The 25,624-nt window shown below is 38.2% G+C and carries 25 protein-coding genes; 18 read left to right on the top strand and 7 right to left on the bottom strand.

Annotation, left to right across the window (positions count from 1 at the left end):
* Positions 1-8 precede the first annotated feature (8 nt).
* The 8 genes from EHR07_RS18865 (at position 9) to EHR07_RS18830 (ending at position 9,719) form a co-directional block, all read left to right on the top strand.
* Positions 9-2,111 carry a tetratricopeptide repeat protein gene (locus EHR07_RS18865; RefSeq protein ID WP_135746579.1) on the top strand — a complete coding sequence of 701 codons (2,103 nt, stop codon included), beginning with the start codon at positions 9-11 and terminating at the stop codon, positions 2,109-2,111.
* Positions 2,108-2,911: a class I SAM-dependent methyltransferase gene (locus EHR07_RS18860; protein ID WP_135746578.1), complete on the top strand. Its 804-nt coding sequence runs from the start codon at positions 2,108-2,110 to the stop codon at positions 2,909-2,911. Before EHR07_RS18865 ends, EHR07_RS18860 begins: the two co-directional genes overlap by 4 nt.
* Positions 2,912-2,919: 8 nt before the next feature.
* Positions 2,920-4,530, top strand: a complete 1,611-nt coding sequence (locus EHR07_RS18855; protein WP_135746577.1) for a DEAD/DEAH box helicase — start codon at positions 2,920-2,922, stop codon at positions 4,528-4,530.
* Positions 4,531-4,610: 80 nt separating this feature from the next.
* Positions 4,611-5,606, top strand: coding sequence for an N-acetylmuramoyl-L-alanine amidase family protein (locus tag EHR07_RS18850; protein ID WP_135746576.1), 996 nt, complete (start codon positions 4,611-4,613; stop codon positions 5,604-5,606).
* Positions 5,581-6,408 carry an LIC_10740 family protein gene (locus tag EHR07_RS18845; RefSeq protein ID WP_135746575.1) on the top strand — a complete coding sequence of 276 codons (828 nt, stop codon included), beginning with the start codon at positions 5,581-5,583 and terminating at the stop codon, positions 6,406-6,408. The genes EHR07_RS18850 and EHR07_RS18845 overlap by 26 nt, the downstream gene beginning before the upstream one ends.
* A gap of 386 nt (positions 6,409-6,794) precedes the next feature.
* Entirely contained in the window at positions 6,795-7,640 is an 846-nt protein-coding gene (locus EHR07_RS18840) for a flagellin N-terminal helical domain-containing protein (protein WP_135746574.1), read from the top strand.
* A 174-nt stretch (positions 7,641-7,814) separates the two neighbouring features.
* Entirely contained in the window at positions 7,815-8,663 is an 849-nt protein-coding gene (locus EHR07_RS18835) for a flagellin N-terminal helical domain-containing protein (protein ID WP_100743280.1), read from the top strand.
* Between the two features lie 201 nt (positions 8,664-8,864).
* On the top strand, positions 8,865-9,719 hold the full coding sequence (locus EHR07_RS18830; RefSeq protein WP_135746573.1) for a TIGR04452 family lipoprotein: 855 nt from the start codon (positions 8,865-8,867) through the stop codon (positions 9,717-9,719).
* Between the two features lie 106 nt (positions 9,720-9,825).
* Here EHR07_RS18830 and EHR07_RS18825 read toward each other — a convergent pair whose 3' ends face one another.
* The 3 genes from EHR07_RS18825 to EHR07_RS18815 are packed head-to-tail and all read right to left on the bottom strand — an operon-like array spanning position 9,826 to position 12,471.
* Positions 9,826-10,839 carry a tRNA wybutosine-synthesizing protein 4 beta-propeller domain-containing protein gene (locus tag EHR07_RS18825; RefSeq protein ID WP_244288978.1) on the bottom strand — a complete coding sequence of 338 codons (1,014 nt, stop codon included), beginning with the start codon at positions 10,837-10,839 and terminating at the stop codon, positions 9,826-9,828.
* A 1-nt stretch (position 10,840) separates the two neighbouring features.
* Positions 10,841-11,779, bottom strand: a complete 939-nt coding sequence (locus tag EHR07_RS18820) for an LA_0442/LA_0875 N-terminal domain-containing protein (RefSeq protein WP_135746572.1) — start codon at positions 11,777-11,779, stop codon at positions 10,841-10,843.
* Positions 11,776-12,471 carry a hypothetical protein gene (locus EHR07_RS18815; protein WP_135746571.1) on the bottom strand — a complete coding sequence of 232 codons (696 nt, stop codon included), beginning with the start codon at positions 12,469-12,471 and terminating at the stop codon, positions 11,776-11,778. Before EHR07_RS18815 ends, EHR07_RS18820 begins: the two co-directional genes overlap by 4 nt.
* A 298-nt stretch (positions 12,472-12,769) precedes the next feature.
* Here EHR07_RS18815 and EHR07_RS18810 point away from each other — a divergent pair, with 298 nt between their 5' ends.
* From EHR07_RS18810 to EHR07_RS18800, 3 genes are read left to right on the top strand one after another with little or no spacing between them, the layout of a single operon-like run.
* A complete protein-coding gene (locus EHR07_RS18810; protein WP_135746570.1) occupies positions 12,770-14,056 on the top strand; it encodes an adenylate/guanylate cyclase domain-containing protein in 1,287 nt (428 codons plus the stop codon).
* Positions 14,053-14,910: an alpha/beta fold hydrolase gene (locus EHR07_RS18805; RefSeq protein ID WP_135746569.1), complete on the top strand. Its 858-nt coding sequence runs from the start codon at positions 14,053-14,055 to the stop codon at positions 14,908-14,910. Before EHR07_RS18810 ends, EHR07_RS18805 begins: the two co-directional genes overlap by 4 nt.
* Positions 14,907-15,308, top strand: a complete 402-nt coding sequence (locus EHR07_RS18800; protein ID WP_135746568.1) for a DoxX family protein — start codon at positions 14,907-14,909, stop codon at positions 15,306-15,308. Before EHR07_RS18805 ends, EHR07_RS18800 begins: the two co-directional genes overlap by 4 nt.
* Before the next feature lie 46 nt (positions 15,309-15,354).
* On the opposite strand, the gene EHR07_RS18795 is transcribed toward EHR07_RS18800, so the two are convergent.
* Entirely contained in the window at positions 15,355-16,953 is a 1,599-nt protein-coding gene (locus EHR07_RS18795; protein WP_135746567.1) for a DedA family protein, read from the bottom strand.
* Between the two features lie 95 nt (positions 16,954-17,048).
* Between EHR07_RS18795 and EHR07_RS18790 the strand changes: the two genes are divergently transcribed.
* Both EHR07_RS18790 and EHR07_RS18785 read left to right on the top strand, forming a co-directional pair.
* Positions 17,049-17,591 carry an NAD(P)H-dependent oxidoreductase gene (locus EHR07_RS18790; protein WP_135746566.1) on the top strand — a complete coding sequence of 181 codons (543 nt, stop codon included), beginning with the start codon at positions 17,049-17,051 and terminating at the stop codon, positions 17,589-17,591.
* A complete protein-coding gene (locus EHR07_RS18785; RefSeq protein ID WP_135746565.1) occupies positions 17,584-19,437 on the top strand; it encodes a monovalent cation:proton antiporter-2 (CPA2) family protein in 1,854 nt (617 codons plus the stop codon). Before EHR07_RS18790 ends, EHR07_RS18785 begins: the two co-directional genes overlap by 8 nt.
* A gap of 9 nt (positions 19,438-19,446) precedes the next feature.
* On the opposite strand, the gene EHR07_RS19120 is transcribed toward EHR07_RS18785, so the two are convergent.
* Complete coding sequence (locus EHR07_RS19120; RefSeq protein ID WP_167483397.1) at positions 19,447-19,611, bottom strand: hypothetical protein; 165 nt, start codon at positions 19,609-19,611, stop codon at positions 19,447-19,449.
* A 39-nt stretch (positions 19,612-19,650) separates the two neighbouring features.
* A complete protein-coding gene (locus tag EHR07_RS18780; protein ID WP_135746564.1) occupies positions 19,651-20,163 on the bottom strand; it encodes a peptidylprolyl isomerase in 513 nt (170 codons plus the stop codon).
* A 100-nt stretch (positions 20,164-20,263) separates the two neighbouring features.
* Between EHR07_RS18780 and EHR07_RS18775 the strand changes: the two genes are divergently transcribed.
* The 3 genes from EHR07_RS18775 to EHR07_RS18765 are packed head-to-tail and all read left to right on the top strand — an operon-like array spanning position 20,264 to position 22,492.
* Positions 20,264-20,797 (top strand): rhodanese-like domain-containing protein, encoded by a 534-nt coding sequence (locus tag EHR07_RS18775; RefSeq protein ID WP_135746563.1) that lies wholly within the window; start codon positions 20,264-20,266, stop codon positions 20,795-20,797.
* Between the two features lie 46 nt (positions 20,798-20,843).
* A complete protein-coding gene (locus EHR07_RS18770; protein WP_135746562.1) occupies positions 20,844-22,112 on the top strand; it encodes a sensor histidine kinase in 1,269 nt (422 codons plus the stop codon).
* Positions 22,109-22,492, top strand: a complete 384-nt coding sequence (locus EHR07_RS18765; RefSeq protein ID WP_135746561.1) for a response regulator — start codon at positions 22,109-22,111, stop codon at positions 22,490-22,492. Before EHR07_RS18770 ends, EHR07_RS18765 begins: the two co-directional genes overlap by 4 nt.
* 8 nt (positions 22,493-22,500) lie before the next feature.
* On the opposite strand, the gene EHR07_RS18760 is transcribed toward EHR07_RS18765, so the two are convergent.
* Entirely contained in the window at positions 22,501-23,727 is a 1,227-nt protein-coding gene (locus EHR07_RS18760) for a lipoprotein LipL46 (RefSeq protein WP_135746560.1), read from the bottom strand.
* Between the two features lie 51 nt (positions 23,728-23,778).
* On the opposite strand from EHR07_RS18760, the gene EHR07_RS18755 reads away from it, so the two are divergent.
* Both EHR07_RS18755 and EHR07_RS18750 read left to right on the top strand, forming a co-directional pair.
* Positions 23,779-25,023 (top strand): exo-beta-N-acetylmuramidase NamZ family protein, encoded by a 1,245-nt coding sequence (locus EHR07_RS18755; RefSeq protein WP_135746559.1) that lies wholly within the window; start codon positions 23,779-23,781, stop codon positions 25,021-25,023.
* A gap of 7 nt (positions 25,024-25,030) precedes the next feature.
* Positions 25,031-25,624: an LIC_11883 family protein gene (locus EHR07_RS18750; RefSeq protein WP_135746558.1), complete on the top strand. Its 594-nt coding sequence runs from the start codon at positions 25,031-25,033 to the stop codon at positions 25,622-25,624.

Raw genomic sequence — 25,624 nt, 5'->3', positions numbered from 1 at the left:
GAGATAGAATGGATCCCATCCAAAAAAACCGGTTTCGTATAGAGGAACAATCCTCACAGCCAAGTTATTACCAGGAAGATCCATACTTACGGAACCTGGGTCGTGAAAAAGAAACCACTTACGAATCAGAAACTACGGCCCGTCGTCCTGTTTTATCCTTTTTATTTTGGTCCTTCCTAGTTGCCCTCGTTCTTGGATTTTTATCCGCCGGGTATTGGTGGTATCTGGAGAAAAAAAAGAATCCAGAAGAGATCGCAAAAGCCTTAAAGAACCTTCCCACAGATAAAAAGGCCCTAAACCTTCTTGTGGATAAACCTTACCTTCCAGATGATTCCGTAAATCCGAAACTCGCGGCCTGTCTCAATGCCTATCACAACCGTTATGTGAACCGCGTTGGAAATGTTTGTGAGGAGTTTTTAAATTCACCAGGCTCAGACGAAGACAAATCCATTGCCCTCACCGTTCTTGGGGTGATGTATGATGAAGCTGGTCGTTATATCAATGCGATCGAACGATTGGAAAAAGCCATCCAATACGATTCCAAAAACTATTTTGCATTTTATAATTTATCTCTCGCATTCAAACATGCGGGAAAATTTGAAGAAGCAAGACGGGCCGCAGAAAGGGCCAAAGAAATTGCTCCGAACGATTACCGTGTGGCACTCCTCCAAGGAAATTTATTCCAAGAGATTGGAGATCCGGCCAGTGCCATCGAAGCCTACAAAGAAGGGCAGTCTTTGGCACCCACAGATGTCACCCTTACATACAACTTAGCCATAAGTTATTTGAAACAAGGAAATATTGCAGAAGCCATTGCCGAATTCCAAAAAGTAATACAGACGGCACCTAATTCCCAAACAGCCGTTTTGTCTTATGGCCATCTTGGTACCATCTTCTACCAAAGAGAAGATTATGATAGGGCTGAGTTTTATTTCAGAGAAGTGATTCGTTTGAAAACAAACGATGCCAAATCTTACTATAACTTAGGTTTGGTGTATTTGAAAAAGAAGGTGCCAGAAGAAGCGGCCAAGTACTTTCAAAAAGCCCTCGATTCCAATGCCAACGAACCCGAAGTTTATCGTTATATTGCTGATGCCTTTTTATCCATGGGCCAAACCAATATGGCCATTACTGCCTTAAAAAAAGCTTTGTTACTGAAACCCAGTGATGTGGATTCTCTTTTTGCTTTGTCGGAACTCTATTATAAAAAAGGGGAACTTGTCGAAGCTGAAAGTTTGTTTCGCAGGATCATTCGCCTCACGCCAGGAGATACGTATTCGGAAACCGCTTATGTAAACCTTGGAATCATTTTGGATGAGATGGAACGGTATTCGGAAAGTATCACCGCTTTTGAAGGGGCACTTTCCTTAAATCCGAAAAACCAATCGGCATATTACAATTTGGGCCTAACTTATTTGCATGCCGGAAAACCTACAATGGCCATTGAGTCCCTTCGTAAGTCACAAGCCCTAGATCCGAACCATGTGCCACCACGACTTGCCATTGCCGATTATTATTTAGAAAATAGATTTTATTCAGAAGCAATCGCCGAATATGAAGAAGCTATTGCTTGGAAACCGGAACTGTATGAAGCAAGACTGAAACTGGCAGACGTATACATCCAAACCAAAAACTTTCCGGCCGCAGAAAAGATGCTCGTTTATGTTTTGGAAAATTCCAAAGACCCAAAAGAAATCAAACTCGCTCACAGAAAACTGGCACTGAATTATGCAAGTAGCGGGAACTCTGGGCTTTCTAAAAAGGCCAAAGAAGAAGCATTTCGTGCAAGCCACATCGATCCTGAAGATATGGAATCAAGGTTAGTTCTTTCTAAAATTTTAATTGATTCCGGTTCCCTTGTGGATCGTGAAAAAGCGATTGAAGAACTAACGGTCATTACTCGCTCTGATGTGACACCTACCATTTCTTCCAAAGCACATAATTATTTGGGAGTTTGTTATTTTAAAAATGGGGAATTTAAAAGAGCACTTTCTAGTTTCCAAACAGCCATTGACTTAAACCCAAGCCTTACGGAAGCTTATGAAAACAAAAGGGCAGCTCGGGCTCAGTATGAAAAATCTCTCGAATCCAAAAAGAGAACTTATTTTTGAGTTTATTCGAATTTTCACCCCATAAAAAATTCCCTGAGTATTATGAAGAATGCAGACTTACAGGTGTTCTTCGGTATCTTCCTGCAAAACAGAGAGAGTATGGGGACAGTTACTTTATGGAAGAGTATAAGTCCCAATACAAAAAATCTTATTATGATGATGAACCAAACTTACGGGGTATGGCAAAACGGAGGCTCCACAATTTAGAATCGGTGGGGGCAAAACCAAAAGGAAGTTCTCTTTTGGAAATTGGATCGGCTGCTGGTTTTTTTTTGGATGAAGCAAGGACTGCCGGTTACCACACACGGGGTCTCGAACTTTCTCCGAAAGAAGTGGAATATTCTAAATCCACACTGGGCCTCGATGTAGACCAAACTTCTGTTTTGTCAGTGGATAGTCTTTTATGGAAACATTCTTTTGATGTCATTGCTGCCTTTTTTGTCATCGAACATATTGAAGACATTGAAGGGATTTGGAAAAGGCTAGGGGATTGGATTTTGCCCGGTGGGCATTTGTATTTAGCGGTTCCTTCCAGTTTTGGCCCCAGTTTCCAAACCAATCCCAAGGAATGGTTTTTAACCCATCCAACTGACCACTTTTTTGACTACTCTGTTCACTCTTTGAAAAAACTCTTGTCAATCCTTGGCTTCGAGGTGAACTATGTAAGACCTATGTCGTATCACTCCTACCGGGATTTAGGGCCTAGAGGCAAACTCCCCGAATGGCTGTATCGCCTCTATGCAAACCAATTTGCCTATGGTGATACCATCGAACTAATCGCCAGAAAATTAAAACACTGAAATCCATTATGAAATTTAACGAATTACCCTTTCACGAGTCACTCTCTAAAGCCCTAGATAAAATCGGCTACACAGAACTCACCCCCATCCAAGCCAAGTCCATTCCATTCGCGATGGAAGGAAACGACCTCACAGGCCTTGCACAAACAGGTACTGGAAAGACTATGGCTTTTTTACTGCCCACTCTCCACAGGCTTTTATCTGCCGAAGAAGAGGAGGCTCTCCCTTATGCCCTAGTCCTTGCACCTACAAGAGAACTCACCATCCAAATTGCCGAAGAAGCAAAAAAACTTTTAGAGTTCACGGACCTCGGAGTGGCTACCATCATCGGGGGAACCGATTATAAGTCCCAAGAACAGGCGTTAGGAAATAAGGCTTGTCTGATTGTCGCAACTCCTGGACGACTCATTGACTTTGTCAAAAATCACGGCCTCTCTTTGGAAAATATCAAAGTGGTGATTTTGGATGAAGCGGACAGAATGTTCGATATGGGATTTGTCCAAGATCTCAAATACATCTTTCACAAATGTAAAAACAGAAAACAGTCTCTTCTTTTTAGTGCAACTCTCAGCTACGAAGTGGTTCGTCTTGCGAGTAAGTATTTGAACGATCCAATTGAAGTCCATATCAATCCAGAAAAAGTCATCACCGAAAGAATCGACCAAAACTTACTCCATTTAGGAAGGGAAGAAAAACTCCCTTACCTTGTGAATTCACTTTTGCATAATGAGATCGAAGGCCTGGGCATCATTTTTACTAACTACAAAATGAACATCCCAAAGATTGTTTCTGTACTTAGAAAGTTTGGAATTACGGCAACAGGACTTTCTTCGGAACTCGACCAAAAAAAACGGATTCGTTTGTTACGTGATTTCAAAGCGGGAAAATACAAATACCTGATTGCCACTGATGTTGCTTCTCGCGGGATCGATATCGAAAATATCGATGTGGTTTATAATTATGATCTACCACAAGATGCAGAAAACTATGTGCATCGTATTGGACGTACTGCCCGTGCGGGAAGAAAGGGAATGTCGATTGGATTTTGTTCTGAAACAGATTATACCGAACTCGAACGAATTGAACGTTACCTAAATTCCAAAATTCCCATGGGAGAAATCCGGGAAGAGTATTTGGAATTTCCGAAGGGAGAGTTCACTCCTGTATTTGCCGATGAATCCATTCCTGGTGAAAAAAAATACCAAGACCGGGAAAGGGGAGAACGCGGCGGTCGTGGTGGAAAACCAAGACATGGGGGAGAGCAGAGAGGCGGAGAACACAGGTCAGGTGACAGAAACGGGAACCGTTCGGGAGACCGTGGACGTGGGAAAGGAAAAGGGGAAAAACACCACCCGCCAGCAAAGATGTCACACCCGCACCAACATGAGGGAGAAGGTGATCATAAACACCCGGCCAAAATGACCCACCATGAATTCAAACATGGCCATCATCCTAAGGATGGAAAAGGCAAAGGCCAACATAAGAAAAACCAGTCAGGGAAATCTTACCAAAAGAATGATCCAAGAAGAAATCTCTTCGATATCAACGAAGTGAAAAAATCTAAAAAACAGAAACAATCGATTTGGCAGCGAATTCTTTCTATCTTCAAAAAAGATTAGTTCTCTTTTGTTTTTGTATTTTCCCGAGTTTCCTAGGAGCTGAGGTCGCCAAACTTCCGCTCTATGGGAAAGGAAACTACGTGGCATTTTCAGATTTAAAATCGATTCTGCCAGAACTCTCCACCAAACTAAAAAAATTCACAAGAGTTGGTTCGATTTACACTCCCCAAGGCAATTTACAATTTCGACTAGGGTCCAGTTTTTATACTCTGGATGGAAAAATTTACAAAATCCCGAAAGCCATTTTGAAAAAAGAAGACGATGTGTTTCTTCCTTTGGATCTAGTGGAAGCCGTTTTACTGAACTTAATCTCCTATGATGTTCGTTACCAATTCAAAGAAACGGAACTTTGGGTTCTTATCCCCAAAGAACCAGTCCCCAAACGAAACCTAAATGTAAAAGCCATTGTGATTGATGCAGGACACGGAGGAAAAGACCCGGGCACTTCGGATCCTACAGGATACTTTGAAAAGGATGTAAGCCTTGGTGTAGCCCGTTACACTTATTTGTACTTACGAAAATATTACCCAGAAATTCGGGTGCAGATGGTTCGTAAAAATGATAGTTTTGTGGAGCTCGAAGATCGTTCGAAGCTTGCCAATCAAGTTTTGCAAGATACAAGGGATGTGGTTTTTATCAGTTTCCATTGTAATGCCTCCCTTTCGGATAAGGCAGCTGGATTTGAAGTCTATTATCTTTCCCAAAGTCCAAGTACCGAAGCGGCCCGTGAAACGGCCCTATTGGAAAATCGGTATGTGGGTAAACATAAGAACCCAGTTGTCTCCCAGATCCAATCCCAGATGTTGTCTAGTGTCACCCAAAGGCGGTCAAAGAAATTGGCAACTGCCGTTGCAGAACAATATGAAAGGGCCTTAAGCCCAGAGATTCCGTCCCGAGGTGTGAAAAAGGCAGATTTTTCCGTCTTGCGAGGAAGCCTTATGCCTGCGGTACTTGTGGAAATGGGGTATCTGACAAACCCTGAAGAGAGTAGGAAATTACGGGATAAAACCTACCAAAAGAAAATTGCACGCAGTGTCATCAAAGGAATTCATGAATACGCATCTTCAAAAGATTAAGGATTATCTACTTTCGCTAAGCCAAACGGTAAAAATACTCGTCATTCGATTTTACAAAATCGGAACGGGGGAAACGAAACTCACTCGAGATTTTATTTTTTTGTTTGCCTCTTGGTTTTCTCTTCTGATCTTTTTTAGTTTTTTTATTTTAGCAGAACAAAATCCATTCAGGTTACTTGTTCCTTTCCAACTCTATTCTTATCCCTCCCTTGACCATAGAGAACCTATTGTGATTTACATATCCAATGGAGAAGGGGAACAAATCCCCATCCACAGAAAAGTTTTAAAACAGGAAGAAACAGGGGATTTTATCTATCAAATCGTAGGTGAAGTGGGTTCACCACCTTACTTTGATTCAGTGGAAGCTTTGGCAAAAGATGGAAAACTTTTTTCTCCTAAAAAACTTTTGGACATTCGATATGCTCTAAAGCAGTCCTGGTTTTTGGAAAAAGATTCGAAACTTGTGATTGATTGGAATGTACAAATTCTACAAGACGTAATGGAGAAATATAGACTCCCTCGCACAAAATCTGAGGAAACTAGCGATTCAGAAGAGGAAAATCCGAACGCACCAGTGGACACTATCACCTATTATTCAGGTGGTACGGAAACTGGTCCCAAAGAACCAGAAGAAGTCACTAACAAACGTAAAATTCTAGCAATGGAATCCACCATACGTGCGTTAAATGCAAGCCTCTTTGAAAACTTTAAAAACATAAAATCAATCGAACACCATTTTTCTGGAGAAGCAAGTCCTGTTTACCACTGGGAATCCTTGTCTTCGCAAGTGAGCCGACCTTAATAGACTCAATAGGGCCTTTTCTTTCCGGAAAGAGGCCCCTCTATTAACTCGTAAATCAGGGATATTCCTATAGATTTCCCCCTTTTTCAAAATTTGCTTATGGAAAATGGGGAATTGCCGATCATCGTATGGGGGAAATTAGAACTTTTTTTTAAAAAAAATAAAACGCTAAAGTCACCAAAAACTCATAAAAATCGCCAAAATAATCCAATAAAACGCAAAAACACCTCCAAATCTTCGAATTAATTTCTCCTGTCCGATCACCGACATACAAAGGGAACAAATAGAGATTTTAGGCACCATAGGGGCCTGAAAGCCAGACACAAAAAAACCAAAGAGAGAAGGGATTCTCTCTTTTGCCAGATCAAGTTTCAAGGAGGAAACCAATGATCATAAACCACAATTTAGCCGCGATCAACTCACATCGCGTCCTCAAGTTCCAAAACGAGGAAGTCTCCAAAAATATGGAGAAACTATCCTCTGGTATGCGAATCAACCGAGCAGGTGATGATGCATCAGGCCTAGCCGTTTCGGAAAAAATGAGAACGCAAGTGAATGGTCTTAGACAAGCAGAGAGAAATACCGAAGACGGTATGAGCCTTATCCAAACAACGGAAGGTTATTTGCAAGAATCGAATGATATCATTCAAAGAATTCGAACTCTTGCAATTCAGTCGTCTAACGGTATTTATACTGACGAAGACAGACAAATGATCCAAGTCGAAGTTTCACAACTTATTGACGAAGTAGACAGAATAGCTTCTCAAGCTGAATTCAATAAAATGAATTTGCTTCAAGGTGATTTTGCTCGTGGATCTAGAGCAACCTCTATGTGGTTTCATATCGGACCCAACCAACACCAAAGAGAAAGAGTGTTCATTGCAACAATGACTGCACGTGCACTTAATCTTAAAGGTCAAAGTGGAGATCTCTTGTCTTTGTCCACAGCTGACAAGTCAAACGATGCGATCGGAACTTTGGATGCTGCGTTAACTCGCATTAGCAAACAAAGAGCAAACTTAGGTGCTTACTTTAATCGTCTTGAGCATGCTGCAAAAGGGCTCATGAACGCTTATGAGAATACCCAAGCCTCCGAGTCTAGGATCCGTGATGCGGATATGGCAGAAGAAACTGTGGCTTTCACAAAGAACCAGATTTTAGTTCAATCTGGAACTGCTATGTTAGCTCAGGCGAATGTTCGTCCACAAGGAGTTCTTTCACTTCTACGTTAACATTAGTTAACGGAGTGAGTGGTTAGTGTAACTGACGAGTTGTAATTAGATAATCAGCCGGCTTTCCCCTGCCAGGTGGCAAAATGAAAGCTCATCCTTGACACCGGACAGGGATTGTCCGGCTAAGAACGCAATATATATCGTTCTTGGTAATACACAAAGGAGTGTAGGCCAATGATTATCAATCACAACATGAGTGCGATCCAATCACATCGTGCTCTCAAGTTTACACAATGGGATGTAGATAAGACCATGAGGAACCTCTCCACTGGGCAAAGGATTAACCTTGCCGGTGATGATGCTTCTGGTCTTGCTGTTTCGGAAAAACTACGAACACAAATTCGTGGTTTACGTCAGGCCGAAAGGAATACGGAAGATGGACTGAGTTTCATCCAGACTGCAGAGGGTTACCTTGACCAGTCGGCTGAAATCATCCAACGAATCCGCACCCTAGCGATCCAGACTTCGAACGGAATCTACACACCGGAGGACAGGCAGCTCGTGCAGGTAGAAGTATCTGCGCTGGTGGATGAGATCGATCGAATTGCTTCCCAAGCAGAGTTCAATAAAATGAAACTGTTTGAAGGAGACTTCGCTCGAAAGTCAACGAAGGCATCGATGTGGTTTCACATGGGAGCAAACGCAAAGCAAAGAGAGCGTTTCTACATTGGAACTATGACTTCGAAAGCTCTAAAGATGTCAGAAGGGGCAAATAAAATTGCACTCTCTACACCTGGAAAAGCAGATGAAGCGATTGCTAAAGCGGACTTCGCCTTGAACAAGATCATGAAGCAGAGAGCAGATATGGGAGCTTATCAAAATAGGCTCGAAAGTACTGCTAAAGGCCTCATGGGTGCATACGAAAATATGCAAGCATCCGAATCAAGGATTAGGGACGCAGATATGGCGGAAGAAATGGTAGCGCTCACGACGAAACAAATTCTCGTGCAAAGCGGTACGGCAATGTTAGCGCAAGCCAGTCTTCGGCCAAATTCTGTATTACGACTTTTGAATAACGCTTAAGTTGTAGTAAGGCAAGAGTTGCCTTAAGACGGTTGCCTCTTTTCGAAGAAAACTTCGGGAAGGGGCTTTTTTCTTTTCCCTCTCATTAAAAACTTTAATATTCCATTCTGATGTAAGTTTGAAGTGTAATTTAACAAGAATTAATTGACAAAAAATGTATTCGCAAATTCATAGTTTGTGTTATCAATAAGCAAAGGTTATATGAAAAAAATACTGTTTCTAATAATGGTTCTATTTTCCGTTCATTGTTCCAATATTTATTCCCCTTCAGGAGTAAAAGGAAAAGATGCAAAAAAACAAATTAAGGATTTAAATAGCAATTTAGGATTATTATCCTTTCCTCTCCTTCTTTCCACGGCAAGTTCATCCAGTTCCAACACAAATTTTATATGTCCTACCGAATCAAATGCCAATTTAGGTTCTGCAAGTGATTCAACTGCAGCAAATTTTACTTTGCCTGCAGCTAATAAATATGTTGATTTAGATGCCAAAGCGGGTGGTACATTATATTTTAGATCGAATGCCTCTGCATCAAGTTCTGCTTACATAGTTAAAGTGTTGCAGACTGCAAATACGAGTTCTACTGCCTCTTGTACTTATGTGTCAAGTGCGGGTGCTTGTGCAGGTGTGATTTCTGCAGTCCAGACTTTAACGACAGCTACTACGACAATTTCTGCATCCAATTGTCTTGCGGTCAAATGTACTACTGCAGCCTATATCAGAATCCAACCGTCAGCAACTGCCACTAGTATTCCCTCCTCTAGTACTAATTCATTTTTGTCTTTAGCACTAGCACCTGAAATATTAAATTCAGTTTCTGGTATTGAGGATGATAAATATTATACAAAGGAATCTTTAGATAAATGTAAAGAAGGTCTAACAAATATTTCTTTGCTTCAAACTGCCACATTAAGTTCTACTTTCGATAATTTGAAAGAGGTTTCGTATTGTAATAAACCTATGTCTGTCATTTCTTCTGGAATTGATGGTAACAGTATCGCTGCCCTACAAGGAAACGAGTGTAAATTAGAGGAAGTGAATCCTATCGGTTTTTAGTTTTTTATTTTAGATCTCTCTTGGCTGAAACAAAAGTAGGAGAGGTCTTCTGATAAAGAAAGTGATTCACCTGCAAATCCAAGTGAATTACTTTTTTCTATAAATTTCATTCTAAATCAGTATAGGCATTTTGAGAATTATAACTAGATGTTCCATATATAAACAATCTTTTACCTACTAGGACAGCTCTATTGGAAATTGTATTAGTTCCCGAATAATAAGCATTATAACTTGGGTTAGTACACTGCCAACTTTTTCCATCTTTACTTTGTAAGAGGGCTAAGTTATTTCCTATCACGTGGTATTTGTATTCTGTTTCTTCTGAGTAGGCAAATCCCATGATTTTTGCGTTACTAAAATAGTCACAGGGGCGATTAAAACCACTGTTTCCTTCCGGTTTCACCGCAGACGAAATTTGAGTCCAGTTGTTACCGTCAGTAGATTCCCAAAGATCAAAAAAATTCGAATCGGAACTTTGACCACCGAATAAGAAGATCTTTCCATTTTTATAAGTACAGAGTCCAGAGGACCTAGAAGGAAAACCAGGGCTACCTGTAACTAAGGTAAAATTTGCACCTTCATCGACTGTTTTGTTTACGAACCCATTTCCCAAAACATAGGCACTTGTATCTGAATCTTTCACCATACAAAATCCACTGATCGTGGTATTAGAATTCCATATACCACCAGAATTGTTGGAGTAGTTGTCAGACAATTGTATTCTTGTGTTAAATACTGAAAAAACATTGGTGTTTGCTGTATTTACCGTTACACCTAACTGTGAGAAATTGGTTCCATCGTTGCTTGAATAAACAATGGAAGTATTGTTAAAGGAATTAACATAGAGTGCATAGGTTGTTTGGTTTTTTCGATCAAGTGAAAGTAAATCCGACGGATTGGTGCTTGTAAAGGGTGTGGAAAAACTGGTCCAACTTCTCGTAGGTCCTTTTCTTATTATTTCAAATAAGGCACTGGTGATAAAAAAACCTTCTGGAGTCCCTTGGTCGAGTAAACTTCCATTTGGTTTTTCATCAACTCTGCAGTTCTGCGAAAAAAGCATACAGACTAAATAAAAACTGAATGTAAGTTTATGTTTGAAAATAGAGTTAAGAAATTTCATTTTAAAATACCCATGTATAGCCAATTTTATATTCTACATTTCCTGATGAGATGTTTTGTGGTTTAGAAGACAATGCAAATGGATCCATTTGGTAAACTTCCGCTTTCAAATTTAATCCAGTTTTTTTACCATCTGAGGTAAGAACCGGATCTTTATCTGCCCGGTATAACAAGGAATCAATTAAATTAATCAGAAATACTCCGACTAAAACATCAGCTGCTGTGTTAAGTGATTTTGCAGTTTTTTTATATTCCGATGATAAATTGTTTTTATCAAGAAAATTAAAAACAATGCCGGCATTACCAGTGTTTAAAATCATTAGTGAACGGAAATCATTTTGATAATCCGATTTTGCTTTTTGGAAGTTATTTAATGAATTATTATAATGTACTAATGCACCTAAAAAAGTGGTTAAGTAGACAGACCCCCAAATAGGTTCATCCCAATGGTATTGCCCTAATCCTGGTAAAATGGCAGACCTTGCTACAACTCCCCAACGGATTCTTTTAGGAGCCACTTTGAAAGTTTTTTCAATCGTTTCAATTCTTTGATTTTGTTTTTCGAGTTCTCGGCTTAAACTTACCACTTCGTTTGAAAGAGCAATAATTTGTTTATTTTGTTCCATCAATCCGGTGATTAAATCATCATTTAATTCATCACTTGCATTAGCCGAGGATTCTGATTTTTGGTTTGCGACATCAACAATTTTATTAACTTCTTTTTCGTCCAAATCTCTATAGGTTACTTTGTGGATATCATTCCTTTGAAATTGTAAAACATTTCCTTCCTTATCCTTAAGTTTTAAATAATCTATATTTTGATCGATGACACTACCTTTGAATGATTTTCCTGATTTTAAAATTACAGTTTCAGGAAAGATAGAGAGAGTTATGATCAAAAATAATAGTAAAGAGAAGTAAAGTTTGATATTTAAGTTCAATTTTTTTTCCTAGAAGAAAGATAGTTTTGAAAGGTGGTTAGTTTTTCAATTCCAGGTAAAATTCGATTTTCGGTCATTTGACTATTAGAATATTCCGGAATTAAGTTGTCCGAACCTTTCTCATTTATATTTTTTGATATGAGTTTTTGGGATTTATATTCTTTCGAATTTACCATCGATTGTTTGGAATTGTTTCCATCCAAAGAAGGAATTTTTTCTGTCGTATTGTCATTTTCTAAATTTGCAAATTCGGTAGAATCTGAGGATTTTAAATGATTCAAAAGGTTGGTTAGCTCTCCACTCAGTCCACCCAAGTCATTGACGGTAGAACTTAAATCGGAAAGTAAATGGGGAAGACGTATGGCTTTGGGACCAACAAAATCGTCTTTTGCTTCCATCGATAATTTTTTACCTTGTTCCACCAATATATCGATTTCGGTTTTTAGATTCGGAAGGTCCGTTGCAAACTCCTTATAAAGAAACGCATTATCTACTAGGCTTAGTTCTAGTTTTTCGTGGTTAGTTTTAAAAAACCGGGAAGCAAGGCGGAGTTTTACGATGATTCTTTTCGAATTTTCCAAATAGGCATCGTATTTAGGTAACTGACTTGAAGGTTTTCCTATAGGTTTATCCACTAAGGGATCTATTTTTTTTCCTTCAAATTTCGAATAGGCAGGTAAAATCTCTGACAATTTGTAATTCTCTGTCGTTATACATTGACTAAAGTTAAATAGAAAAAAGAACATTGCCGTATAAATTCGAATGGCATTTGATATACAAATCAACCAAATGCACCGAACCTTTGTTTCTTGCAAGACAAACACTTGTTTTGTTGTGGTTTAATGATCAGATTTTTATGAATGCTATATTACTTTTCGTTTTGGTGTTTCTTTTCCTTTTGGAACTCTTCCGAAACTCAATTCACCTCCTTTCTTAGGTAGAAAAATGGTTGAATCCGGTTAGTTTCCAAGGGGATACTTGGCAATTACAATGAAATGGATATACCTCTTTCTCGGAGATCCTAAAAAACACTCTCTCGAACATAGACTGTTTAATACAGTATCTCTAATCAATGGGTTATTGAACTTACTAGGTGTATTTGGTGTTCTTTATTTAGAAAACTACCAAATTCTCATCTCACTGAATGTTGGTTCTGGACTCCTAATGCTTGCCATGTACTACTTAAGTCGAGTCAAAAGTATCTATTTTTCATTGTATTGGCCATTCAATTTAACAATCCTATTTTATCTTGCATCCATGTGGTTCTTTAACGGTGGTTCCGTCGGAGGTAACCATTATTATTTGATTCCATCTCTTGTAATCGCATTGATACTCATTCGGAATCACAACATCTGGGTGGTTTATTCGATTTACATCGGTGTATCGGCCTCTCTCTATATAGCGGAATACTTTCATAGAGATTGGATTGTTGGTTACGCAAATGAAATGGATCGTTACCTAGATGCGGGTGGTAATTACTTATTTGTTCAAATATTGACAGGGATATTGATTTTCATCTTAAGTAGAAATTTAAATATAGAAAGAAAAAAATCGGAAACATTACTTTTGAATATTCTACCGGAATCCATTGCGGAAGAATTAAAGAGAGAAGCTCGTGTTATACCTAAAAGGTACGAAGTTACATCCGTTTTGTTTTGTGATATGGCAGGTTTTACAAAGATTGCTGAAAAGATGAATGCAGAAGAATTAGTAGGCGAATTGGATACTATTTTTCGTGAATTTGATCGTTTATGCAAAGAATACAAGTTAGAGAAAATTAAAACCATTGGTGACGCCTATATGGCAGTTGGTGGAGTACCGGAAGAAAACCAAACAAATTCCGTTGATGCAGTGTTATGTGGTTTAATGTTTCAACAGTATATGGCAGAACAAAAAGAAATTCGTTCTTTGCATGGCCGTGAATTTTGGGAGATCCGTTTAGGAATTCACAGTGGTCCACTCGTTGCGGGAGTTGTGGGAACTGATAAATTTGCTTATGATGTCTGGGGAGATACTGTCAATACCGCAAGTCGTTTGGAAAGTTCGGGTGTAATTGGAGAGGTGAATATTTCTTCCCAAGTGTTTGAAGAGGTAAAGTTTTACTTTGAATGTGAACCTAGAGGGTTTGTCTCTATCAAAAACAAAGCAGATATTGAAATGTATTTAGTAAAAGGTTTTTTACCGGAATACGCGGATCCAAACAATTCTAAAATGCCAAACGCACTTTTTAAACGTTTATATGAATCGGGTGCCTTATTTACAAGTAGTGACGAATGACAAATCATCAAAAACAAAAGAAGGACTTGAGAATTGTATTATTTCTACTTCCTTTTTTTGCATTAATCTTTTGTTCCAACGATTCTTTAGAAGGGGAAGAACCCATTCAAAGTGTCACTTTACCTTGGAACCAATTCAAAATTCATTTTTTATCTAATAAATGTAAGGATAAAAAAAGGCTTTTGGTTTTAGTGCATGGATCTCCTGGTTCCTCTTCGGATTTTATAACTTATTTGAATAATAAAGAACTTCAGGACCAGTTTTGTATTTTTGTCCCTGATCGATTAGGTTATGGTGATTCCACAAACGAAAAATCTTTTCCTAATATTTTCCAACAAGGGAATGTATTGGCAAAGGTTTTTGAAACCTATATAAGCAAACAAAGTTTTTCTTTTGAAAAAGCGATCATTGTAGGTCACTCTTATGGTGGTCCAATTGCCATTGTATTGTCTATGGCAAAGGTTCCAACCTTTCCTAAGAATATACAAACAATTTTACTTTCGAGTCCTTCCGACCCTAATTTGGAAAAACTACATTGGTATAACCATTTAGCAAATATCCAAATTTTTCAATGGTTCCTTCCTAAGTCTTGGATTTTTAGTAATGAAGAAATGTTTACTTTAAAATTTGATTTAGAACAACTAACAACGACTTTAGGAAATAGTAGTTTGAATATTTTATCGATTCATGGAGAAAATGACCAATTAGTCCTTGTAGAAAATGTACAATACTTTACGAAATCGAAACTGAATATAAAACATAGGTTTCAAATCCTAAAGGGAGAAAATCATTTTATACCCTGGACTAGTTTTGCAGAAATCAAATCAATTTTAATAGCGGAAGGTTCTAAATGAGATTACCAAACATTCAATCCATTTTGTTTCATTTGGCCCGGTTTGTTGCAACATTTATCATTGCACAAACCTTGTTTTTTAAATTTTCTGGTTCCGATGAATCTAAGTTTATCTTTTCCACTTTAGGTATGGAACCTTGGGGAAGATACGGGCTTGCTGTATTGGAATCATTTTGTGTTTTGTTTTTACTCATCCCTTCTTTTGTATGGCTTGGTTCTCTTCTGAGTTTAAATTTGATGTTAGGTGCTATTTTATCACATTTTGTTTTTTTGGGAATCGTTGTACAAGGGGATGGTGGATTGCTCTTCTTTTTGGCCATCGTTGTATTTTTACTTTCTAGTTATCTTTTTTATGTAGAGAGAAAAAAAGTGCCTTTTCTAAAAGATTATTTAGGTTAGTTTTTTTTAGGAAAAAGGAAAGAGTTGTTTTCTTGTTCACGATCTTTTAACAGTTTGTGGAGTATTTGTCTGAGAATTTTTCCTTATACTTTTTATGGTTTTTTACCAAGTGATAGAGTTTATTGTAAGGATATAACTTTACACCTGTTTTATAGTTTTCATATCCGATTTGGAAAAGAATCTTCCATTGACCAAATAAAATTGAATAACTTTTATATATTGAAAATTTTGGATCATAAAGATTGGTTGATTCACTGGTGGCACCATTGAGTTCAATGATTTTAAAATCTTTTCCTTCTTTGAATTTTTCTGGCTCGGAAAATCGAATGTCAAACCTTCCAAAATAAAATCCTGGGATTGAATCGCCGATTTGAATGATTTTTTTTTCTAACTGACTTGTCCGCCAATGGTTTCCGTCTTGGAACATACAACCTTGGATATGATTTCCTATAGACCCAATGGAAATGGATTCACCTAAAGACAAAATTCGATTTAGTTGGTGTTTGTTGTGGTCTAAGTGGGTTAATTCTTGAAAACGATATCTTGGATGGTTTGCAATTAATGTTTTTAAATCCGAAAAACCATCACCTATAATTTTTGGAAAAATTTTATCTGTGATAGAAAAGATATGACCCTGTTTGTTTTTTGGAAAACGATAATAAAAAATCCCCAATTCATACGGCCCTCTTTCATATTCTTGAAAAAGCCAGTCGATGGGATATGTTTGGAGAAGTGAAATAGATTCTTCTAAGGAATTTATTTTTTTGATTAAAAACCCACGTTCGCCTTTATCTGGTTTGGCGATGATGGGAAATTTTATTTTATTTTCTATCATCCAATTTTTGATTAGAGAAATCGAATTTTCGGTTTCTCTTGGAACTAGTAAAAAACTAGATACTGATTCTTTCGGAATTAAATTTAGAATCTCCGCCTTGGATTCCCCGGCAATTCCTGAAGCTAAAATCCCTGGGTTGACAGTTGTGATATAACGAATCCCTCTGTAACGTAAAATCAAAAAAAGTAGATAGGGCAAAAGAGGAAGATAAAATAGGGAAGCCGGCCAAAATTCCAATTTTAAAATTTTGGACGTAAAAAGGAAAAAATTCTTCCTTTCTTTCTGAAAAATAACCAATCGAAGGAATTGATAAAGAAGATAAAAACTAAGGCCTACTGTCAAAGTTAAAAGGATTGTATTGTTTGTTTTCCAGTATACGCTTACTAAATTTCCATAAATAAAAACGATACCAACTAAGATCGTGGTCCATAGTGAGACAGCAAATAGGCTAGTATATAAAAAAGGAAAGAAGGGAAGGCCAAAAAAACCACTACTTAGATAGAGTGGTAATCTTGTCCCAGGTAAAAATCTGGAAAGAAAAATTGATTTCCGGTAGTGATGGCGCCAGTCCGTAAATATTTCTTTGGTCTGCCAGATTGAATGTTTTTTTTTAAAAAAATCGAAATGAAGAAACCCCCGCCTAACAATATTCCCTAGTAAATATAGTAGGCAGTCTCCTACAAAAATTCCAAGACCTGTCACCAAAATGGCCAAAGAAAGATGAATTTTTCCTTCCTTGGCTAGAAGTCCGGCGGCAATACAGGTTAGGTCTTCTGAAAGGAAAGTAGAGAAAAAAATCGTTAGAATCATCACTACGGAAATCTGAAAGAAATTTACCTCTTAGGTCAATGGAAAACTTTTTTAAAAAGGTTTTCCTATCTTCTGATTTTGTGAATTTGACGCGTATGCCTAAAATTTTGATTTTATTAGTCCACCCCGTACTTGAAAAGTCGAAAGCCAACCAGATGCTCTTGGATTCTCTTCCTTTTTCTGAAAATATCACCTTACATGATTTATATGAAGAATATCCTAATTTTTTTATCAATGTAAAAGCCGAACAGGATTTACTATCCAACCACCAAATCATTATTTTTCAACACCCACTGTATTGGTATAGTTGTCCTCCGCTCATGAAATTGTGGATTGATATGGTTTTAGAAGACGGTTGGGCTTACGGTCCGGGTGGGGAGAAACTGTTGGGAAAAAAGTGGATCCAAGTCATTACTACGGGAGGTTCAAAGGATGCTTATTCTAAAGGTGGATTTCATGGTTATTCTACAGAGGAGTTTTTGTTACCATTTCGCAGAACAGCAGAACTTTGTGGTATGGATTATTTAAATCCTTTTTTGGTTCAGGGAACGTTTCAATTAAACGAGGAAGATCTCCAAAAAGAATCCAGCAGATATTCTACTTTTATTAATCAATTGTTAGGCGGAAATTATGAATGAACTAGGTTTTTTTGTTCAAGCTTTAATTTATCTCACAAGTGCTATCATTATTGTCCCTATTGCAAATCGATTAGGTCTTGGGTCTGTTCTTGGTTACCTGATTGCAGGAATTGTCATTGGGCCATTTGTGTTCGGATTTGTCGGAACAGAAGGTAAAGATATGTTGCACTTTGCCGAATTCGGCGTAGTAATGATGTTATTTGCTATTGGTTTAGAGCTTGAGTTGGATCTACTTTGGCGGTTAAAGTTTTGGTTACTTGGTCTCGGTGGGTTACAAATCATCCTAACTACAGCAATTACCGCAGGTTTTGCTTTTGGATTTGGATTTCATTGGAAACCATCGTTGGCACTCGGACTAATTCTTTCTTTATCTTCCACAGCCATTGTTTTACAAACTTTGAAAGAAAAAGGACTGATGAAATCGGTTTCTGGACAGGCAGCCTTTTCTGTGCTTTTGTTCCAAGATATGGCAGTCATTCCTATACTTGCCATCTTTCCTATGTTAAGTGATTCTGATGTAACAACATCCGCGCAAGGACATTCTCTAATTGAACATTTACCTGGTTATGCAAAAACTTTGGTAGTTTTGTCTGTAGTGATCGGAATTATTTTAGTAGGAAAGTATTTACTTAGCCCATTTTTTAGATTACTTGCCAAGTCGGGGAATCGGGAGATTTTTACAGGGGCAAGTTTGTTACTTGTAATCGCCATATCGGTGTTAATGGGGGCTGTGGGTGTGTCTGCTGCACTCGGAACTTTTTTAGGAGGAGTGGTCCTTGCTAGCAGCGAATATCGTCATGAATTAGAAAGTAATATTGAACCGTTTAAGGGACTTTTGCTTGGTTTGTTTTTTCTTAGTGTTGGCGCTTCGATGGACCTTCCAGTAGTTATACATAGTCCAAGCAAAATTTTAGGAATTGTCTTTGGTATCATTTTTATTAAAGCATTGGTTTTATTTTTTCTAGGATTTATTTTTCGAATACCTCTAGACCAAAACCTATATTTTTCCTTAGCACTTTCTCAGGTGGGGGAGTTCTCATTTGTATTGTTTGGATATTCGGAAGGTTTGGGACTTTTTAAGGAAGAATCGATTATCATTTTGGTGGCTTGTGTGGCAGTAAGTATGGCTATCACTCCCGTACTTCTTTTGTTATATGAGAAAACTTTTTTTGGACTTTTAGAATCTAAAATCTCAAAAACGCAATCAAACCAAAATATTCATAAACAAGAGAATCCAGTAATCATTTGTGGATTTGGTAGGTTCGGTAATATGTTGGGACGTTTTCTAAGGTCTAACGGAATTCCCATTACCATTTTGGATTTTGATGCAGACCGTGTAGAGATGTTAGGTCGTTTTGGATTTAAGGTGTATTTTGGTGATCCTACCCGTTTGGAGTTATTAGAATCGGCAGGTTTGGAACATGTTAAGGTGTTGGTGGCCGCATTGGACAATTCGGAAAAACAAACAGAACTCATTCGAAACGTAAGTCAACATTATCCACAAATCAAAATTGTTGCAAGAGCTGGAGACAGGGAAGACGCCTACAATTTAAAGGAAATGGGAGTGACATACATCTATCGAGAGACAAGGGAAACCGCAGTCCAAATGGGAAAGGATGTATTAAAACTTTTAGGAACAAGAGCACATACTGCCGAAAAAGCAAAAAATCTATTTTTAAAACATGATGATGATACCTTCCACGAATTGTTTGCACTGAGAGCTGACAGGGTGCAATATATGAGTCTTGCAAAACAGAGAAACGCAGAGTTAGAAAGGTTGATGTTTGTAGACTTAGGAAAAGAAGAGGAACTAGGAAGAGATCCTTGGAGTGAAATGGAGAGGTAGGTGAGTCTTTTAGAAAAAGAGAGAAAGTAAAAACCCTATTCCCGAATGATCTTCTTTTTTCTTTCGAGAATAGAGTTTTTTAGATGGTTTCACTTTGGTTGGTTTCATAGAAAAAATCATTCTAGAAGCCGCTTTGATTTGGGAGATCTGTTTTGGTTTTCCTTTTGTCTTCATGATCCTTAGACTGCTGAAAACAAAAGGAAGAATCAATTCTTATTTTTTAGAATCGAGAATTTGGTTCCACTCATCCAAAAAGGGTTTTGCCACCGCTAACACAGAGGAAGGATCACCTTCGATCGTGATTGTTTCGATGACATCACCTTGTCGAATGGCATTCACTACTTGTTGGTCTGTGTCATCGACTACAGCACCAAATACTGAATGTTTTCCATCAAGCCATGGAGTAGGAACATGGGTAATAAAAAACTGACTTCCATTGGTTCCAGGTCCTGCGTTGGCCATAGAAAGAATTCCAGGTTTGTTGTGTTTTAAACTAGAATCAAACTCATCTCGGAATTTATAACCTGGTCCACCAGTTCCTGTTCCTTGTGGGCATCCGCCTTGGATCATAAAGTCTTCAATGACCCTGTGGAATTTGAGTCCATTGTAAAAATTCCTTTGGGCAAGGTTTACGAAGTTGGCTACAGTATTGGGTGTTTTGTCAGGATACAAATCAATGCGAATTTCGCCTTTGTTTGTTTTGAGAATTGCTCTAAGTACGCTCATTCATGCATCACAATCTCTTTAATTCCCCTGGCAAGTCGAAAAAAGGTTTGAGTTCTCGGAACCTTCCTATACAATTTTTGTTTTCTTATGGAGGATTTTTATGAAAAAAAACATAATTCTTTTACTTATCATTTTTACAATTCCACTTTTTTCCGAATCCTCCAAAAAGAAAAAAGTAAAACAGGTTCCGATTGAAAACAAACTCATTAACTACGGAGAATTTAAAAGAATCGTCAATCGTTCCGAAGTAGAAAGGGAAACTCATCGCCTAACAGAAGAACAATTTTTGAATTTGATGAACGAAGAAGGTGTTATCATACTTGATGCAAGAAGCGAAAATCGTTTTCATATTTTGCATATAAAAGGTGCAAAAAATCTTCCTTTTACCGAATTCACTAAAGAATCTTTGGCAGAGATCATTCCTCTGAAAAATACAAAAATTTTAATTTACTGTAATAACAATTTTGAAGGAAACCAGGACGCCTTTGCTGCCAAAAGTCCTGCCGCTTCTCTCAATTTATCCACTTACAATTCACTCAAAGCTTACGGTTATGAATCGATTTACGAATTAGGGCCACTGCTTGATGTGAAAAAAACCGTTCTTCCTCTCGTGTCTGACAAATCGGAACCTTGATTTCGATTGACCCACGATTTAATTTTGAATTACTAGAAATAAATTTATGATTCAAGGTGAGCTTCTTTCAGACATCATTGAAGCCGTTTCCAATACCTATGGAAACGAATTTTTAGATAGGCTTACACTCAAATTAGCATCCATCATTCAAGCGGATTATACTTTCATCGCCATTTTTGATAAAGAAAGATATGAATCGAAAACGATCTCCCTCGTCGCAAAAGGTGAGATCACAGAGAATATGGCTTATTCTCTAAAAGATACACCCTGTGCCCAGGTGTTTGATAATTCAATTTGTTATTATCCAAATGATGTTCAAAAGTTTTTTCCCCTCGACCAACTTCTCATTGAAATGAAAATCGAAGGATACATTGGTTCTCCTTTACTCAATTCCAAAAAAGAGGTGGTAGGCCTTATTGTAGGATTATTCGAAACGGAAATTCCAAACAAAGACCAAATCCTAACCTTATTCCAAATTTTTTCCGGACGGATCGCCGCTGAATTAGAAAGATCCGAATATGAAGCACGATTGGAAAAAAATAACCACGAATTAGAAACCCTTGTGGCATTGAGAACCAGTGAGTTAACAAAAACATTAGAGGAACTTCGGGAAAGGCAAAACCAACTGATTGAATCTGAGAAGATGGCAAGCCTTGGATTCCTCTCTGCAGGGATTGCCCATGAAATCAATAATCCCTTAAACTTTATTTTAGGTGGATATTTCGGAGTCCGTGGGATTTTGGAAGGTTCGGCTCTGGAATCAGAAAAAACAAAAATGTTTTTAGACGCAATCAAAGAAGGGGTAGAGCGCACTTCCAAAATTGTCAAAGGATTAAACCAATTTACTCGCAGTGGAGATTCTGCCGAAGAGAGGTTTGATTTACATGATATTTTAGAGAATTGTTTGGTGGTACTCACTCATTCTCTTCGGGATCGAATCCAAGTAGAAAAAAATATGTTTCCGCAACCCTTGGTAGTAAAGGGGAACTCCGGAAAAATCCATCAGGTGTTTTTAAATATTCTCACAAATGCCATCCAAGCCATGGAAGGAAAGGATGGAACCTTAAGTGTTCAGTCGTATCGAGATTCAAATTTCGGAATCATTGTGATTACTGATACAGGTGTGGGAATTCCAATAGAACACCAAAACAAAATTCGAAATCCCTTTTTTACTACCAAAGACCCAGGGAAAGGTGTTGGACTTGGTTTACCCATTGATTATAAGATCATCCAAGACCACAATGGTTCCATTGAGATGGAATCAGAATGGGGAAAGGGAACCACCTTTCGAATCAAACTTCCAATACAAGTATGAAAGAACAAAACCACAAACAAAAGCTATTGTATGTGGACGATGAAATTCTAAATTTATATTTGTTTCGTGACTATTTTAAAAATGAATTTGATGTGATGATCGCTCAATCGGGAAAAGAAGCTATGGATGTATTGTCCAAAAATGAGGATATCAAATTTGTAATCAGCGATATGCGAATGCCACACATGAATGGATTGGAATTCATTTCAAAAGCACAAGAGATTCGTCCCAAGATTACTTATTGTATCCTGACTGGATATGATCTGACTCCGGAAATAGAAAAGGCAATAGGTGAAAAGAAAGTGGCTCGTTATTTTTCTAAACCACTAGATCCTACAGAGATTTTATTATTTCTCTCTGCAGGACCAAACAATGAATAAACGATATTTTATTTGTTTTTAAAATCGATTTCCACAACACCACGTTTGGAACTATTGATGTTTAAGGTTTTGCTGCTTAAAAAACGGAAACTAGAATCTTTTTTATACATCAACTCTTCGGCAAACATAGATTCTTTTCCTGGATAAGTCAGTTCCCATTCCGATCCATTCATTTCTGTTTTACGATCATTGATTTGTTTGACTGAAGTGTATTCCATCAAATCATTTTTGAAATTGATTGCGTCTTCTAGGCCAAGGCCTTTGAATTTTAAGATCACCGTGTTTTGTTCTGTGAGTTTGAACCATTCATCTTTGATTTGTTTTCCCACTTTGACGGACACAAGGTTTGCCCAGTCTTTGACTGCTTGTTCTCTCGAAACTTCTTGGGTGATATCAGCACCACGTCCTTCCAAACTTCCCGAACCAAAAATTTTTCCATCTCCCCAGAGTTGGATGATGCGGTACGGACCAGTCGCTGCCGAACTTAAAAAATCAGTTTTTTTTCCACCAGGTAAAACCACTGGTTTTTGGTCTGTTGTGGTGACTTTGGCAATGATCAAAACTTCGGCTCCAGAATCTTGTGCCAGTGTGAGAAGAGGGCTTCCTTCTTCCACAGACGTGAGGTCAAGTTTGGCAAGGCTTGGATTTTTTTTGAGAAGGGCTGTGAGTTGGGAACTATCCACAACTTTGTTACCTTTGGCTCGGAGTTTTTCAATGAGTTCTGCTTCTGCGATATTGGTTGCCGATCCAATCGGATAAGATTTTCCGTTGACGACTGTTTGGACTAACACTGCAATTCTTGGATTTCCTACGTCATCCAGGAGAGCATCCACTGCCGTAGAAAGTTTGGTTGCTTCCACTTCACAACGAACATTCAAACGAATCATGTCTTGGGTGTCCAATTTCCATTGTTCTTCACTGATGATATCGTATTTTTTTACGAAACTATCTGTTTTCCCGTAGAGTTTGGAGCCAAGAGACTGGCCATCGGATACTCCCGATTTTTCTGTAATTTGTTCTCCCACGAGTTTGCGGATGGCATTGAGTTTGGCATCTTTCAAAGCTTTGTTTCTTGCGAGAGCCAAGTCTCCTTGGTAAATAGGTGCCTCACCCATAGCTGTCACCACATTGTCTGGCAGCGTAGGTTGTTTCTGGGCTGAATTGGATCCGGCACATGCCAAAATGGTTAGGATGAGAACTCCGGTTAAGGGAGCCAAACGAAGTCGGTTGAACATGAAGGACATTTCTCCTTGAAGATTTGCTATATTATAGAAACATATACTTACATGACCAATTACTTTTTTAGGTTTTCTCTCTGCTTTCTTGTCCTTGCATGCCACGGGAATACGGTTCCCCAATTTCGTGTCCATCCGAATGATTCCAAGTTGCGAATTTCTCAGGACATTTTTTATGAAAAAATCCTTCCGACCATGGCCGGAAAAAAATTGATGCTTGCGACAAACCCTTCGGGGATTGGAACAAACCCCAAAAAGATCATCACCTCTTTAGAAAAATATAAAATCACTCTGGAACATTTGATTGGCCTCGAACATGGCTTTCTCGGTTTAGAAGAAGAGTTTAGCCAAACACCTGTTACTATGGATTCTACCTTCAATCGTCCATTGTATCATATTTACCGAATCAAAGATTCTGAATTAAGAGATCTAGTCCGAGAAGTGGATTATGTTGTTTTTGATGTCCAAGATGTAGGGATGCGCTGTTATACATATTTAAGTGTATTAAAAAGACTGATGGATGCCATGAAGAATACTAAAACCAAACTGATCGTCCTCGATCATATTCATGTGGCCATGCACCTTCCACCTATGGGTGAAAAAATGAATCCAAGGAATTTAAATTTTGCAGGTGAGTTTCCCTCTCTTCTCATCACAGGGATGACAGTTGGTGAGGCTTCCAGGTTCTATAACAAAGAATATTTAAAAGAGAGTGTCGATGTTTTAGTAGTTCCAGTGGAAGGATACCGCCGCGGAATGTATTTTGAAGATACAGGAATTCCTTGGACCACTCCTTCACCAAACTTGCCTATGGTGGACTCAGCTAGAAATTACCTTTCTTTGGTTTTACTTGAAGGTGTGAATGTTTCTGTGGGCCGTGGGACCCAAGCTCCTTTTGTTTATTTTGGTGCCCCTTGGATGACAAATCCAGAAGAGCTTGCAACAAAACTTGGTAATCTTGGAAACAAATCTTATTATTTTTCGCCAGTGTACTTCAAACCAACCTTTGGTCCCCATAAAGGGAAAATTTGTTCTGGGCTTCGGATGAATTTAGTTCGTCCGGATTATGATCCTATCCAATTAGCTTATGATTTGATTCGGCTTATGAAAGAAACTTACCCCAATGATTTTAAATGGAGTAAAGGTTCGGCAAATCATTGGGTAGACCAACTTTGGGGGAATGAACATTTCCGCACTTCCATTAATGAAGGGAAAAGTTTTTTAGACTTTCATAAAACTTATATAACGGAAGAAGAATCGGAACGTAAAAAAATCGCTCCTTATTTGTTGTACTGAGGTTATGATGAAACGAATAATATTAACATTTTTAACTTTTCTATTTGCATTATCAGTTTTGGCTTCTGAGAAAGAACCAAAAACTGTTCCCAAAAATAAAACAGCAAAAGTTTTGAAATCTGTGGCCTTTGCTACCATTCGTTCGACACTTCTTGTCACCTACGGAGAGGGGGAAGAAAAACAATCTGCCTATACTCCTTGTTCGGAAAATTTTCCGAGTATGCCAGGTGACTTTCCATGTAACTATTTAGATTACGAGGGGACCACTATGGAGGTGGCTACGCAGTCCACTGTAAACGAAGGAGAATCAACAGAAGGTTCGGATCCGGAAGATGTATTTCCAGGTGGAAAGATTTTCATCAAACTCATCAAACAAAAATCACCAAACCTAAATGGGAAGGTGGTATTTCTTGGTGAGGGAGAAGACCAACTCAAACTTTTTTACGGTCCCAAAGGACAAATTTCTCACTATCTCTATCGTCAAACTCTCGTTATTTTTAAATGGGATTGGACCCAGTCAGAACCAAGCCTTACCGGTTTACTTTTTGTAAATGTCAATCACGAATATTTTCCTGTAGAAGTAAAAGAGTATTCATTTTAA

The sequence above is a fragment of the Leptospira bandrabouensis genome (assembly GCF_004770905.1).
Taxonomy (GTDB): Bacteria; Spirochaetota; Leptospiria; order Leptospirales; family Leptospiraceae; genus Leptospira_A; species Leptospira_A bandrabouensis.
Note: the sequence above shows the minus strand (reverse complement) of the source record. Positions and strands in the feature narration are given on the sequence as shown.

What these genes read in the sequence shown, in the direction of transcription:
- EHR07_RS19120 (WP_167483397.1), bottom strand. Translation starts at nt 19,611, where the DNA reads ATGAAGACAAAAGGAAAACCAAAACAGATCTCCCAAATCAAAGCGGCT.
- EHR07_RS18755 (WP_135746559.1), top strand. Translation starts at nt 23,779, where the DNA reads ATGACCAATTACTTTTTTAGGTTTTCTCTCTGCTTTCTTGTCCTTGCA.
- EHR07_RS18750 (WP_135746558.1), top strand. Translation starts at nt 25,031, where the DNA reads ATGAAACGAATAATATTAACATTTTTAACTTTTCTATTTGCATTATCA.
- EHR07_RS18865 (WP_135746579.1), top strand. Translation starts at nt 9, where the DNA reads ATGGATCCCATCCAAAAAAACCGGTTTCGTATAGAGGAACAATCCTCA.
- EHR07_RS18845 (WP_135746575.1), top strand. Translation starts at nt 5,581, where the DNA reads ATGAATACGCATCTTCAAAAGATTAAGGATTATCTACTTTCGCTAAGC.
- EHR07_RS18790 (WP_135746566.1), top strand. Translation starts at nt 17,049, where the DNA reads ATGCCTAAAATTTTGATTTTATTAGTCCACCCCGTACTTGAAAAGTCG.
- EHR07_RS18795 (WP_135746567.1), bottom strand. Translation starts at nt 16,953, where the DNA reads ATGATTCTAACGATTTTTTTCTCTACTTTCCTTTCAGAAGACCTAACC.
- EHR07_RS18835 (WP_100743280.1), top strand. Translation starts at nt 7,815, where the DNA reads ATGATTATCAATCACAACATGAGTGCGATCCAATCACATCGTGCTCTC.
- EHR07_RS18855 (WP_135746577.1), top strand. Translation starts at nt 2,920, where the DNA reads ATGAAATTTAACGAATTACCCTTTCACGAGTCACTCTCTAAAGCCCTA.
- EHR07_RS18825 (WP_244288978.1), bottom strand. Translation starts at nt 10,839, where the DNA reads ATGAAATTTCTTAACTCTATTTTCAAACATAAACTTACATTCAGTTTT.
- EHR07_RS18830 (WP_135746573.1), top strand. Translation starts at nt 8,865, where the DNA reads ATGAAAAAAATACTGTTTCTAATAATGGTTCTATTTTCCGTTCATTGT.
- EHR07_RS18780 (WP_135746564.1), bottom strand. Translation starts at nt 20,163, where the DNA reads ATGAGCGTACTTAGAGCAATTCTCAAAACAAACAAAGGCGAAATTCGC.
- EHR07_RS18760 (WP_135746560.1), bottom strand. Translation starts at nt 23,727, where the DNA reads ATGTTCAACCGACTTCGTTTGGCTCCCTTAACCGGAGTTCTCATCCTA.
- EHR07_RS18775 (WP_135746563.1), top strand. Translation starts at nt 20,264, where the DNA reads ATGAAAAAAAACATAATTCTTTTACTTATCATTTTTACAATTCCACTT.
- EHR07_RS18840 (WP_135746574.1), top strand. Translation starts at nt 6,795, where the DNA reads ATGATCATAAACCACAATTTAGCCGCGATCAACTCACATCGCGTCCTC.
- EHR07_RS18765 (WP_135746561.1), top strand. Translation starts at nt 22,109, where the DNA reads ATGAAAGAACAAAACCACAAACAAAAGCTATTGTATGTGGACGATGAA.
- EHR07_RS18785 (WP_135746565.1), top strand. Translation starts at nt 17,584, where the DNA reads ATGAATGAACTAGGTTTTTTTGTTCAAGCTTTAATTTATCTCACAAGT.
- EHR07_RS18800 (WP_135746568.1), top strand. Translation starts at nt 14,907, where the DNA reads ATGAGATTACCAAACATTCAATCCATTTTGTTTCATTTGGCCCGGTTT.
- EHR07_RS18770 (WP_135746562.1), top strand. Translation starts at nt 20,844, where the DNA reads ATGATTCAAGGTGAGCTTCTTTCAGACATCATTGAAGCCGTTTCCAAT.
- EHR07_RS18810 (WP_135746570.1), top strand. Translation starts at nt 12,770, where the DNA reads ATGAAATGGATATACCTCTTTCTCGGAGATCCTAAAAAACACTCTCTC.
- EHR07_RS18805 (WP_135746569.1), top strand. Translation starts at nt 14,053, where the DNA reads ATGACAAATCATCAAAAACAAAAGAAGGACTTGAGAATTGTATTATTT.